The 11,927-nt window shown below is 44.1% G+C and carries 10 protein-coding genes; all 10 read right to left on the bottom strand.

Features of this window, described 5'->3' with window-relative positions; translation table 11 throughout:
• Window positions 1-19: 19 nt before the first annotated feature.
• Window positions 20-655, bottom strand: coding sequence for an orotate phosphoribosyltransferase (pyrE, locus tag SB775_RS00830; RefSeq protein WP_061462355.1), 636 nt, complete (start codon window positions 653-655; stop codon window positions 20-22).
• Complete coding sequence (gene pyrF / locus SB775_RS00825) at window positions 649-1,365, bottom strand: orotidine-5'-phosphate decarboxylase (RefSeq protein WP_061462354.1); 717 nt, start codon at window positions 1,363-1,365, stop codon at window positions 649-651. The genes pyrE and pyrF overlap by 7 nt, the downstream gene beginning before the upstream one ends.
• Window positions 1,337-2,278, bottom strand: coding sequence for a dihydroorotate dehydrogenase (locus tag SB775_RS00820; protein ID WP_061462353.1), 942 nt, complete (start codon window positions 2,276-2,278; stop codon window positions 1,337-1,339). Before SB775_RS00820 ends, pyrF begins: the two co-directional genes overlap by 29 nt.
• Window positions 2,275-3,054, bottom strand: coding sequence for a dihydroorotate dehydrogenase electron transfer subunit (locus SB775_RS00815; RefSeq protein WP_089362424.1), 780 nt, complete (start codon window positions 3,052-3,054; stop codon window positions 2,275-2,277). Before SB775_RS00815 ends, SB775_RS00820 begins: the two co-directional genes overlap by 4 nt.
• Window positions 3,051-6,257 carry a carbamoyl-phosphate synthase large subunit gene (gene carB, locus SB775_RS00810; RefSeq protein WP_410860261.1) on the bottom strand — a complete coding sequence of 1,069 codons (3,207 nt, stop codon included), beginning with the start codon at window positions 6,255-6,257 and terminating at the stop codon, window positions 3,051-3,053. The genes SB775_RS00815 and carB overlap by 4 nt, the downstream gene beginning before the upstream one ends.
• Window positions 6,236-7,342 (bottom strand): carbamoyl phosphate synthase small subunit, encoded by a 1,107-nt coding sequence (locus SB775_RS00805; protein ID WP_061462350.1) that lies wholly within the window; start codon window positions 7,340-7,342, stop codon window positions 6,236-6,238. The genes carB and SB775_RS00805 overlap by 22 nt, the downstream gene beginning before the upstream one ends.
• Window positions 7,339-8,625 (bottom strand): dihydroorotase, encoded by a 1,287-nt coding sequence (locus SB775_RS00800; RefSeq protein WP_410860260.1) that lies wholly within the window; start codon window positions 8,623-8,625, stop codon window positions 7,339-7,341. Before SB775_RS00800 ends, SB775_RS00805 begins: the two co-directional genes overlap by 4 nt.
• Window positions 8,588-9,523 (bottom strand): aspartate carbamoyltransferase catalytic subunit, encoded by a 936-nt coding sequence (locus SB775_RS00795; RefSeq protein WP_089362420.1) that lies wholly within the window; start codon window positions 9,521-9,523, stop codon window positions 8,588-8,590. The genes SB775_RS00800 and SB775_RS00795 overlap by 38 nt, the downstream gene beginning before the upstream one ends.
• Window positions 9,524-9,725: 202 nt before the next feature.
• The gene (locus tag SB775_RS00790) at window positions 9,726-11,015 is read right to left on the bottom strand and encodes a solute carrier family 23 protein (RefSeq protein ID WP_089362419.1); all 1,290 of its coding nucleotides are present in this window, start codon (window positions 11,013-11,015) and stop codon (window positions 9,726-9,728) included.
• Between the two features lie 175 nt (window positions 11,016-11,190).
• The gene (pyrR, locus tag SB775_RS00785; RefSeq protein WP_061462346.1) at window positions 11,191-11,736 is read right to left on the bottom strand and encodes a bifunctional pyr operon transcriptional regulator/uracil phosphoribosyltransferase PyrR; all 546 of its coding nucleotides are present in this window, start codon (window positions 11,734-11,736) and stop codon (window positions 11,191-11,193) included.
• Window positions 11,737-11,927 lie beyond the last annotated feature (191 nt).

Genomic DNA, 11,927 nt, shown 5'->3' with positions numbered 1-11,927 from the left:
GATTGGGCCACCTCCATTTTCATGCTGAAATCCAAGCAGTATCTGCCGGATTCTCCCGCCATTTTTTTAGCTTTTCCAATTCATCTGCTGTGATATACCCTTTTTCATTTGCGACTTTTATCAAAGTCGAGTAGTCACTCAACGAATGGTTAGTGATACCCTCAGCATTGAATTTTTCTTTTCCCTTTTCCAATTCGTAAGTAAAGATCGAAACGACTCCAAGAACCTCACAGCCAGCTTCTTTTAGTGCGTTAACAGCAGTAATTACACTGCCTCCGGTTGAAATCAAGTCTTCCACAACTACAACTTTTTGTCCTGGAATAGCTCGGCCTTCGATTTGATTGCCCTTTCCGTGCTCCTTAGCTTTGGAGCGAACATAGCACATGGGTGCATTTAATTTTTCACTCACCCAAGCTGCATGAGGAATGCCGGCAGTTGCTGTGCCTGCGATCAGTTCAGCCTCAGGGAAATGCTGTTCAATCAATCCTTTCAACCCTTCCGCTATTTCCTTCCGGACTTCTGGGTACGAAAGGGTCAAGCGGTTGTCGCAATAAATCGGTGATTGAATTCCAGATGCCCAAGTGAAGGGGTCATTCGGCTGTAGGTACACTGCTTTTATTTCCAATAAATGTTCAGCTATCTTTTGATTTAACATGAAATTCCCTCCCAAGCTGCTTTCATATCCAAATAGGCCTTTAATGGATCTTTAGCTCCCGTTATGGCTCTCCCGACAACGATGGCATCCGCTCCAAAATCCCTTGCCTGTTCAGGCGTGGCAATTCTCTTTTGATCATGCGTCTGTCCACCTGCACTTCGGATTCCAGGTGTGACTGTTAAGAATTCAAGTCCGATGCGTTCATGTATGTTCTTTACTTCATGAGTGGAACAGACAACGCCATCCAATCCTGCCTGTTGAGTAAGCTTTGCATAATGGAGGACCGAGTCCTCCAGAGAACCGGCAATGTTTTGCTCAACGTTCATTTGTTCTTGCGACGTGCTTGTCAGTTGGGTAACCCCTATGCATAAAGGACGTTTTTTTCCAGCTGACGTTCCTTTATCAAGACCCTCCATAGCTGCTTCCATCATCTTTTGACCACCCGCAGCATGTACATTGACCATGTCAGCTCCTAAAGTTGCCAAGCCTGTCATGGCCATTTTGACCGTATTCGGAATATCATGAAGTTTCAAGTCCAAAAACACATCATGGCCTTGCTCTTTTACGTAAGAAATAATTGCTGGTCCATTCTGATAAAATAATTCCATCCCCACTTTTACAGCGAGTTTTTCGGAGGGGAACTGACTCAAAAATCTTTCCGTTTGAATGAGGTCCGGGAAATCAAGGGCGATAATTAGTGACTGCTTCATTCTGCTTCCAGCTCCTTCCGGTACATTCTGAAATATGGTCAAACCCAAGCTCATCCAACAATTTCGGTAATTCTTCGATGATGGTCGGGCATACAAAGGGATCCACGAAGTTGGCGGTTCCCACCGCAACAGCACTGGCACCTGCATAGAAAAATTCAATGACATCTTCTGCTGTAGCGATTCCGCCCATTCCGATTATTGGAATCGACACTTGCTGGCTCACCTCATAAATCATCCGGAGCGCAACAGGTTTTATTGCAGGACCAGATAACCCACCCGTTCTGTTCGAAAGAATCGGCCTGCCGGTTTTTAAATCCAAACGCATGCCGACTAATGTGTTTATCATTGTCAACCCGTCAGCCCCGCCTTCTTCTACAGCTTTGGCCATTTCCACAATATTACTGACATTCGGTGAAAGCTTCACATATACAGGAACCGAAGATACTTCCTTGACCGCCTTGGTTACCTCTTTGGCAACTTCCGGTACCGTACCGAAAGCTATGCCTCCTTCTTTAACATTCGGACAAGAGATATTCAATTCGAGTGCCTTTACATTCCCCACCTTACTTATGTCACTGGCAACCTTTACATAGTCAGCTATTTGTGAACCCGCAACGTTAGCGATGATAGGGACATCATATCCACCTAACCAAGCCAGTTCTTCACTGATGACTTTTTCTAAACCTGGATTCTGCAGACCGATAGCGTTCAGCATTCCCGAAGAGGTTTCCGCAACACGCGGAGTCGGGTTACCGAACCTCGGCTCAGGAGTGGTCGCTTTAATCATGATCGCCCCAAGAATATCCAAGTCAAAAAATTGACTGTATTCACGGCCGAACCCAAAGCATCCAGATGCTGGCATGACTGGATTTTTCAAGTGTAATCCTGGTAACTCAACTGAAAGCCTGCTCATAATACCACCTCTCCTGCCCGGAATACGGGTCCATCGCTGCATACCTTTTTGTAACTGAAACCAGTTGGATCATCCCCTGTATGACATACGCAGGCAAAGCAAGCACCGATGCCGCACCCCATCCTTTCCTCGAGGGACAGGTAAAGCTTTTTTTCACGATAGCCCGCTTCCAATGCTTTTAGCATTGGTGTAGGCCCGCATGAAAAGATCGTTGCAAACTCCTGTTCCAGGTTGTCAATCACAGTCGTAACAAATCCCTTTGTCCCATATGAACCATCCACTGTGGCAATATGGGTATCACCTAATTCACTGAACTCTTCCTCGTAAAAGATGGCTGACTTGGTCTGGAAGCCCAATACATGGATCACCCTGACACCATTTGCAACCAACATTTTTGATAATTGATACAGGGGTGGGACACCAATCCCACCACCAACCAATAATGCCGTTTCGCCTTTTTTCGCTTCATGAACAGGGAATCCGTTGCCAAGGGGACCTAAGATATCGACCGCTTCTGCCTGTTTACGCTGTGATAACAGCGTCGTTCCTTTACCTTCAGCCCGGTATATCATCGTGAACTGTTTTTCACTGCTGTTATAAGAAGAAATTGAAATCGGGCGTCTTAACAATGGCTCTGTGCCTTCTGTTGTCTTGACTTGGACAAACTGGCCTGGTTGTTTCATCTCTGAAACCAGTTCTCCTTGAAGAGTAAGTTCAAAGATGGATGGGGCCAGTTCTTTATGAGTTAACACCTTCATTCTTTCCTTCTTGATCATATATGGCTCACCTCACGACTTTTTTCCGTTTTTCCCATTGCCTCTGCCGAGAAGGTCATGGATTCTATCACTCTTAAAATGGCCTCTGCCGTATCGAGGGATGTAAGGCATGTTACTCCATTCTCAACCGATTCACGTCGGATTCTAAAACCATCGCGTTCCGGCTGCTTCCCTTTGGTCAAAGTGTTTATGACGAATTGTGCTTCCCCGTTTCGGATAACATCCAAGAGGTTTGTGCCTTCTTCGCCAATTTTACCAACAATCGCAGTCGGTATTCCGGATTGCTCCAATAAGGCAGCAGTTCCGCTGGTGGCTATCAGCTTGAAACCGATATTATGGAAGCGTTTTGCTAAAAGAAGCGCTTCTTGCTTATCTTTATCAGATATCGTCAATAATACCGAACCATGCCCCTCAATCTTGAAGCCGGAAGCGACCAGCCCTTTATATAAAGCCTTTTCAAGTGTGCTATCTTTTCCCATTACTTCACCAGTCGATTTCATTTCAGGTCCGAGTGAAATGTCCACACCTCTTAATTTTGCAAAAGAGAAGACCGGAACTTTTACATAGACCCCAGTTTGTTCTGGCACTAATCCGGATTCATACCCCTGGCTTTTAAGTGAATGGCCCAGGATGACCTTGGTTGCTAAGTTAGCCATCGGCACATTCGTAATTTTACTTAAGAATGGAACGGTTCGGCTCGAACGTGGATTTACTTCAATGACATACACTTCTTCATTGCTGATGACATATTGAATGTTCAAGAGACCAACTATATTCAAGCCTTTTGCCAATCTTGTCGTATAGTCTATGATTACTTCTTTTTGTTTTTCCGTTAGATTTTGAGGCGGATAGACTGCAATCGAATCACCGGAATGGACGCCGGCACGTTCGATATGCTCCATTATTCCTGGGATTACGACCGTTTCTCCATCGGAAATTCCATCAACTTCGACTTCCTTACCTGTTAAGTAGCGATCTATCAGGACAGGATGATCTGGATTTATCTTCACAGCATTTTTCATGTAATGCAGTAATTCCTCTTGTTTATAAACGATTTCCATCGCTCTTCCCCCGAGTACATACGAAGGCCTTACTAATACCGGGTAACCAATGTCTTCAGCAATGACGATCGCTTCATCAACCGATGTTGCGGTTTTACCCTTCGGCTGCGGAATGTCTAAATCCTTAAGTGCCTTTTCGAACTTATTACGGTTTTCCGCCCTATCCAGGTCTTCAAGTGAAGTACCAAGGATCTTCACTCCTCTTTCAACAAGACCATCTGCAAGGTTAATCGCCGTCTGTCCACCAAACTGGACAATGACCCCTTCTGGTTTTTCCAAATCGATGACATGCATGACATCTTCAAGAGTCAATGGTTCGAAGTAAAGTTTGTCGGAGATACTGAAATCCGTCGAAACTGTTTCGGGATTGTTGTTGATGATAATCGCTTCATACCCAGCTTCTTTGATGGCCCATACTGAATGTACTGTAGCATAATCAAACTCTACACCTTGTCCTATACGAATTGGGCCAGACCCCAGGACAATGACACTTTTCTTTTCAGTAACGATGGATTCATTTTCATCTTCGTATGTCCCATAAAAATACGGTGTTTCCGATTCGAATTCCGCAGCACATGTATCGACCATTTTGTAAACAGGGATGATCCCTTGTTGTTTCCGGTACTCATAGACGTCAATTTCGGGAACTTCCCAAATTTCTGCGATCGTTTTATCAGAAAACCCTAGTTCTTTAGCCTTTTGCAGAACTTCACGATCAAAAGAATGTTCTTGAAGCTCCTTCTCAAAGTCGATTATCTTTTTCAACTTGTGCAAGAAGAATAAATCGATCTGGCTCCATTCGTGAATGGTTTCGATCGTTTTCCCCCTTCTTAATGCTTCGCCGATATAGAATAATCGTTCATCTCCCGCTTTTCGGATCCGCTTCTCTATTTTTCCATCCTCAAACTCGTCATTCAATTCAAGATGGTATATACCTGCTTCAAGGGAACGTACAGCTTTTAAGATGGATTCTTCGAATGTACGGCCGATTGCCATAACTTCTCCGGTCGCTTTCATTTGTGTCCCAAGCCTGCGATTTGCGCTCTCGAACTTATCGAAAGGCCAACGCGGAATCTTCGTAACTACATAGTCTAGTGCCGGTTCGAAGCTCGCATAGGTTTTGCCTGTGACAGGGTTCATCATTTCATCAAGCGTTAAACCGACGGCTATCTTTGCTGCTAGCTTCGCAATTGGATATCCTGTTGCTTTTGAAGCAAGTGCTGACGAACGGCTGACCCTAGGGTTCACTTCAATGACATAATATTGATAGCTGTTCGGATCAAGCGCAAGCTGAACATTGCACCCACCTTCAATTTTCAAGGCACGGATAATCTTTAAAGACGTATTTCTAAGCATTTGATACTCTCTGTCACTTAATGTTTGGCTTGGTGCGGCAACTATTGAATCGCCTGTATGGACACCTACAGGGTCGAAGTTTTCCATATTACAAACGACAATTGCATTATCATTGGAATCACGCATCACTTCATATTCCACTTCTTTGCAACCGGCAATGCTCTTCTCAAGCAGACATTGGTGAACCGGACTGCTTTTCAGGCCACCCTCAACAATCTCGATCAGCTGCTCTTCGTTATCACAAATCCCACCGCCTGTTCCGCCAAGCGTGAAGGCCGGACGAACAATGACCGGATAACCGACTCGTTCCACGAATGTATAAGCCTCTGCCAAATTATGAATTATGTCGCTGTCAGGTACTGGTTCCCCAAGATCGTTCATTAGGGTACGGAAAAGGTCACGGTCTTCGGCTTGTTGGATAGCGGAAAGTTTCGTTCCAAGAATTTGCACATTGCATTCTTCAAGGATTCCTGCTTCGGCAAGCTCGACTGCCATGTTCAATCCAGTCTGTCCGCCCAGGGTAGGTAATAGTGCATCTGGACGCTCTTTACGAATGATTTTGCTGACAAATTCCAATGTGATCGGTTCGATATAAACCGCATCGGCCATTTCACTGTCTGTCATGATTGTAGCCGGGTTAGAGTTAATCAGGATCACTCGATAACCTTCTTCTTTTAAGGCTATACATGCTTGGGTTCCTGCATAATCGAACTCGGCGGCCTGTCCGATGACGATCGGACCGGAACCAATTACTAGGATGCTTTTTATATCAGTGCGTTTTGGCATGTTTTTTCCCCCTTGGTGTTTGCAGCTTCAATCATTTGTAAGAATTCATTGAATAAGTAGTTGGCGTCTTCCGGTCCTGGTGATGCTTCCGGGTGATATTGTACGGTGAAGGCCGGATATTTTTTATGGCGCAGCCCTTCAATCGTATCGTCATTCAATGCTGTATGTGTCACAATAAGATCAGTCTTTTTAATGGAAAGCTCTTCGACTGTGTATCCATGATTTTGAGATGTGATGGATATCTTCCCGGTACGAAGGTCTTTAACCGGATGATTAGAACCTCGATGACCGAATTTTAATTTTTCCGTATCCGCCCCGTTTGCAAGTGCGAATAATTGATGTCCTAAACAGATTCCGAATAACGGCACTTCCGTTTGGATTGTACGGATCATTTCAAGCGTTTCATGAACACTTTTCGGATCTCCAGGACCGTTTGAAAGCATCACACCATCTGGGTGATATTGCATCACTTCCTCAGCGGTAACGTTATAAGGCACAACCACGACATCACAGCCCCGCTTCGTTAACTCACGTAAAATCCCATGCTTCATGCCATAGTCTACAAGAACTACCCGCGGGCCTCTGCCCGGGCTTGAATAAGGTGTTTTTGTTGAAACCTGTTTCACTTGATTAGAAGGAATTACCGTTGCTCTCAATTGGGAAACAACCTCTTCGGCATCTTTATTGATATTGCAGAGCGCTCCTTTAAGTGCACCAGATTTCCTGATGATCCTTGTCAGCTTTCTCGTATCGATTCCGCTTATTCCAGGTATGTTCTTCATTTTCAGATATTCATCAAGAGATGATTGGTTTCGCCAGTTTGAAGGAAGTTCTGCTGTTTCCTTAACGACGAATCCTGATATCGCCGGATTTATGGATTCAAAGTCATCCCGGTTTATCCCGTAGTTTCCGATCAATGGATACGTAAGTGTAACGATTTGACCGCAATAAGATGGATCGGATAGAATCTCCTGGTATCCTGTCATTCCTGTGTTAAAAACGACTTCACCTATTTTTTCTACGTCCCCTCCGAATGCTTCCCCAAGGAAAACCGTACCGTCTTCTAAAATTAGTTGTCTTTTCATCCTTGAACACGTCCTTTTTCCCAAACTGTTTTTCCTTCTGCAATCGTCATGACTGGCCAGCCATAACATTTCTTTTCATTAAAAGGTGTATTTTTTCCTTTTGAAGCAAACTCTTCATTATTAATTCCTTTTTCCGTTTCCAAATCGATGAGCACGATATCGGCCGTAGCACCTTCCTTTAGCTCTCCATAAGGAAGCGAGAAACTTTCAGCTGGTTTGACCGTCAGGAAATCGACCAATTGCTTTAATGTTATGACGCCCTTTTTAACCAATTCGGTGTAAAGCAACGGGAAAGCCGTTTCCAATCCCACTATTCCGAAAGGAGCTAGCTGCATTCCCTGCGCTTTTTCATCAGCCGCATGCGGTGCATGGTCTGTTGCTATAAAATCGATTGTTCCGTCAAGCAGTCCTTCTATCAGCGCGTCCCGATCTTCACGCCCCCTTAATGGCGGGTTCATTTTATAATTCGTATCAAGTCCCGGTATATCATCTTCACACAATAATAAATGATGCGGTGTAACTTCGGCTGTGACACGAATACCTGCACGTTTGGCATCCCTCACCGTTCTAACCGATTCCTTCGTGGATATATGGCAAACGTGATAATGACAGTTTGCCGCTTCCGCAAGGAGGATATCCCGGGCAATATGTACAGCTTCACATACTGACGGAATTCCATTGATCCCCTGTTCCTTTGAGAATCTTCCTTCATGGACGGAGCCTTTATTGATCAAGCTATTATCTTCACAATGAGCGACTATGGCCATATCCTGTGCGGCTGCCCGTTTCATCGCTTCAAACATCATCCCGGCTTCTTGAATTCCTACGCCATCGTCCGTAAAGGCGAAAGCACCCGTTTGTTTTAATGAAGAAAAGTCGGTCAACTCCTTGCCGGCTTCCCTAATCGTTATGGATGCATAAGGGAGGACCCTGACATGCGCCGTTTCTTCAATTTTCCGGTTAAGAGCTTCAAGATTTTCCACTGTATCAGGAACTGGCCTTGTATTAGGCATTGCCGCTACCGTAGTGAAACCGCCTCTTGCCGCTGCAAGCGTTCCACTTGCGATTGTTTCCTTATGTTCACCGCCCGGTTCGCGCAAATGGACATGCAGGTCAATAAACCCTGATGTAATAAGTAACCCTTCAGCGTCAACAACCTTACAATTTTCCGTTGATAAGTTCTCGCCGATTTTTGTGATGACCTTTCCTTCTATTTCAATGTCTGCTTTTTTGAATGAATTTTGATTATCTAGCAATACTCCATTTTTGATTACAGTTTTCATGGTTGATTCCCCCTTCGGATTGTTCAAGCACATTTTTCAATACGGCCATTCTTATAAACACGCCATTTTCCATTTGTTTAAAAATTCTTGAGCGGCTGCATTCGACTAATTCACTGTCTATTTCAACACCACGGTTTATTGGTGCAGGATGCATGATGATCGCACCCGGTTTCATATTTTTTTCACGTTGTTTGGTCAGACCAAAATTCTCCAGATAATCTCCATTTGCCTGGTCGTATTTTTCGATATGCCTTTCATGCTGTATTCTAAGCAGCATGACTACATCCGATGTCGCCATCGCTTGATCGATGTCTTCATATCTTCCTAAACTGTTGGTTCTGTCAAACCATCCAGGCGGACCTGAAAATACGACATTCGCTCCTAAACGAGTCAATGCTTCTGCATTCGATTTTGCAACCCGACTATGCCTCACATCCCCGATTATCGCAATCTTCAGACCTTCGAAACTTTTAAACTCTTGTTTTATCGTCAATAAGTCAAGTAATGACTGGGTTGGATGATTTCCGCATCCATCCCCTGCATTGATTATCGGAATACCGATTTTCTCTTTCAACTCGTCAAAATAATTATCCTGCTCATGACGGATGATCAAGGCATTGACGCCTATTGCTTCGAACGTTTTAACAGTGTCATATAAGGTTTCCCCTTTTAACACGGATGATGTACCCGCATCAAAAGGAATGACCTCAAGACCCAGTTTTCTTTCAGCCATTTCAAAGCTTGATTTTGTTCGTGTGCTTGGTTCAAAGAACAGATTGGCAACTGTGGTCTGCTGTTTAGGATTCCAGCCAGATCCGTTGGCAAATCCTTCAGCCTCATGTAATATTTTTTCAATGTCAGTTATAGTCAATTCATTCATCGTAAATAACTTTTTCATCGATCCTGCTCCCTTCACATTTGTGATGCGGGGGATAAAAAAACACCCCGCCATTAAGGATAGGGTGTAGGTCATAAAGAATTGTGAGTACGAGGAATGGTTCATCATTTTATCCCGTTCTCATTCATCTTTATAGCAACACCCTTTTAAGCCTCTCTGGACTTCTTTTAAAAGGTGATCTATTGTTTTGATGCAGTTTCACTTATTTTTCAAAGATGTCTCCGGATATTTTTTCCCGGTCCGGAAGAATCAAGTTAAGAAGGATCCCGACGATGGCTGAAAGTGCCATGCCGGAAAGCGATACTGTTTCCGATAGTTGTACAAACGCGCCTCCGATACCTAACACCAGTATGACTGAAGCTATCATCAGGTTTCTTTTCTTGTCAAAATCAACCTTATTATCAATCAGCATCCTTAGGCCACTTGATGCGATGATTCCGAAGAGTAAGATGGAAATGCCGCCCATCACTGCTGTAGGTATCGAGCTGATGACTGCTGAAATCTTACCGTTAAAGCCAAAGATGATTGCAGTTAACGCTGCCCCCCCGATGATATAAACACTAAATGCCTTTGTCATGGTCAGGACCCCAATATTTTCACCGTACGATGTGAGCGGTGGCCCACCGATTAAGGAACCAATCATGATTCCTGCCCCATCTCCTAAAATCGAGCGATGCAAACCGGGCTTTTCCAAAAAATTTCTTCCGACTACTTTGCTCAGTACCATCTGGTGCCCGATATGTTCTGATAAAGTGACGACGGCCACAGGGACCATGATCGCAATGACTTCCCATGAGAAGGTCGGTGTATAGGTTATATAAGGAAACATGAATTTCGGCATTTCCCACCATTGTGCAGATTTAATTGGTTCATAATCTATAATTCCCGCAACTGCTGAACAGCTGTAGCCAACTATTATTCCCATTAATATAGGAATCAAGTTAATGAATCCCTTAAAGAACACGTTGCAGATGATGGTTACCGCTAAAGTTATTAGCGCTATTATAATATAAGTGACACTGTAATTTTTTTGCGGATCATACATCGCCATGTCCACGGCCGTTCCAGCGAGGCTTAACCCGATTACAATGATAACTGGGCCAACCACAACCGGAGGAAGCAAATTCATTAGCCAGCGCAATCCTACTTTTTGGATAATCAAAGCTACTATCCCATATATGAACCCTGCTGCAAAACAGCCGATCATGGCCGCTTCCGGTCCTCCTAAAGCCTTTGCCGCGATGATTGGCGTAATGAAGGCAAAAGATGAACCGAGATATGCAGGAATCTGACCTTTGGTAATCAATAAGTATGAAAGTGTTCCTAATCCGCTTGAAACCAGTGCTACCGCCGGGCTTAACCCAACCAAGAATGGAACCAGTACCGTTGCTCCGAACATGGCGAACAAATGCTGGATGCTTAACGTTATCCACTGGCCAGCCTTTGGCACGTCCTCGACATCCAGTACGATGTCCCTTTTTGTTTCTTCCATTTCCGAATCCCCCTCATGAAAATTGCATCAAGACTGCAAAAACCCTCTTTGCAGTTATACAAAGAGGGTTTCTCAGAAGGCGGAATGCCTATACATAGACACAACTCTCCCGATTGACTCCCTTTGCCAGCCTCTCTGGACTGTCTTTAAAAGGGTTATGAAATTTTCATGTTGTTTATTTTTCTAATATAGTGACTTGATCTATTTCATCTACTTCTGTTAAGGTTACTGTAATTTTTTCAGATTGGGAAGTCGGAACGTTTTTTCCGACGAAATCCGCACGTATCGGCAGTTCCCTATGTCCCCTGTCAACTAATACCGCGAGCTGGATTTGCGAAGGTCTTCCCAAATCCACCAGAGCATCCATTGCCGCTCTAACGGTTCTGCCGGTAAAAAGAACATCATCCACTAAAATCACTTTCTTGTTGCTGATATTGACCGGAATGTCTGAACCTTTTACTACGGGTTCCCCATCATTGGACTTTTTCGAGAGGTCATCGCGATAAAGTGTAATATCCAGTTCACCCAGCTCTATTTCCTTACCTTCTATTTGATTGATGCGCTTTGCAAGCCGGTCGGCGAGGAAAATCCCGCGTGTACGGATCCCGATTAAGACGCAATTTTCAATACCCTTATTTTTTTCAATAATTTCATGGGCAATTCTCGTCAAGGCTCTGCTAATGGCCTGTTCATCAAGTACTATGGCTTTCTCATTCAACATGTCGGCCACCCCGATTCCCTATTTCTGATTGGTTTTCTTCAATAAAAAAATCCTCATGCCAAGAAGGCATGAGGATTTTATCGCCATGGGTAGAATTATCCCAATTAGCGCATCCGTTTCCTTCTCAGTCTCTCTGAACTGTGTTAAAGGTTCTTATTAAGTTGTTATTATAATATATCAGAAAAACGTAT

The organism is Peribacillus sp. SIMBA_075, from assembly GCF_046534585.1.
The sequence above is the reverse complement of the archived record's forward strand: the minus strand, read 5'-3'. Positions and strand labels throughout refer to the sequence as shown.

What these genes read in the sequence shown, in the direction of transcription:
- pyrE (WP_061462355.1), bottom strand. Translation starts at nt 655, where the DNA reads ATGTTAAATCAAAAGATAGCTGAACATTTATTGGAAATAAAAGCAGTG.
- pyrF (WP_061462354.1), bottom strand. Translation starts at nt 1,365, where the DNA reads ATGAAGCAGTCACTAATTATCGCCCTTGATTTCCCGGACCTCATTCAA.
- SB775_RS00820 (WP_061462353.1), bottom strand. Translation starts at nt 2,278, where the DNA reads ATGAGCAGGCTTTCAGTTGAGTTACCAGGATTACACTTGAAAAATCCA.
- SB775_RS00815 (WP_089362424.1), bottom strand. Translation starts at nt 3,054, where the DNA reads ATGATCAAGAAGGAAAGAATGAAGGTGTTAACTCATAAAGAACTGGCC.
- carB (WP_410860261.1), bottom strand. Translation starts at nt 6,257, where the DNA reads ATGCCAAAACGCACTGATATAAAAAGCATCCTAGTAATTGGTTCCGGT.
- SB775_RS00805 (WP_061462350.1), bottom strand. Translation starts at nt 7,342, where the DNA reads ATGAAAAGACAACTAATTTTAGAAGACGGTACGGTTTTCCTTGGGGAA.
- SB775_RS00800 (WP_410860260.1), bottom strand. Translation starts at nt 8,625, where the DNA reads ATGAAAACTGTAATCAAAAATGGAGTATTGCTAGATAATCAAAATTCA.
- SB775_RS00795 (WP_089362420.1), bottom strand. Translation starts at nt 9,523, where the DNA reads ATGAAAAAGTTATTTACGATGAATGAATTGACTATAACTGACATTGAA.
- SB775_RS00790 (WP_089362419.1), bottom strand. Translation starts at nt 11,015, where the DNA reads ATGGAAGAAACAAAAAGGGACATCGTACTGGATGTCGAGGACGTGCCA.
- pyrR (WP_061462346.1), bottom strand. Translation starts at nt 11,736, where the DNA reads ATGTTGAATGAGAAAGCCATAGTACTTGATGAACAGGCCATTAGCAGA.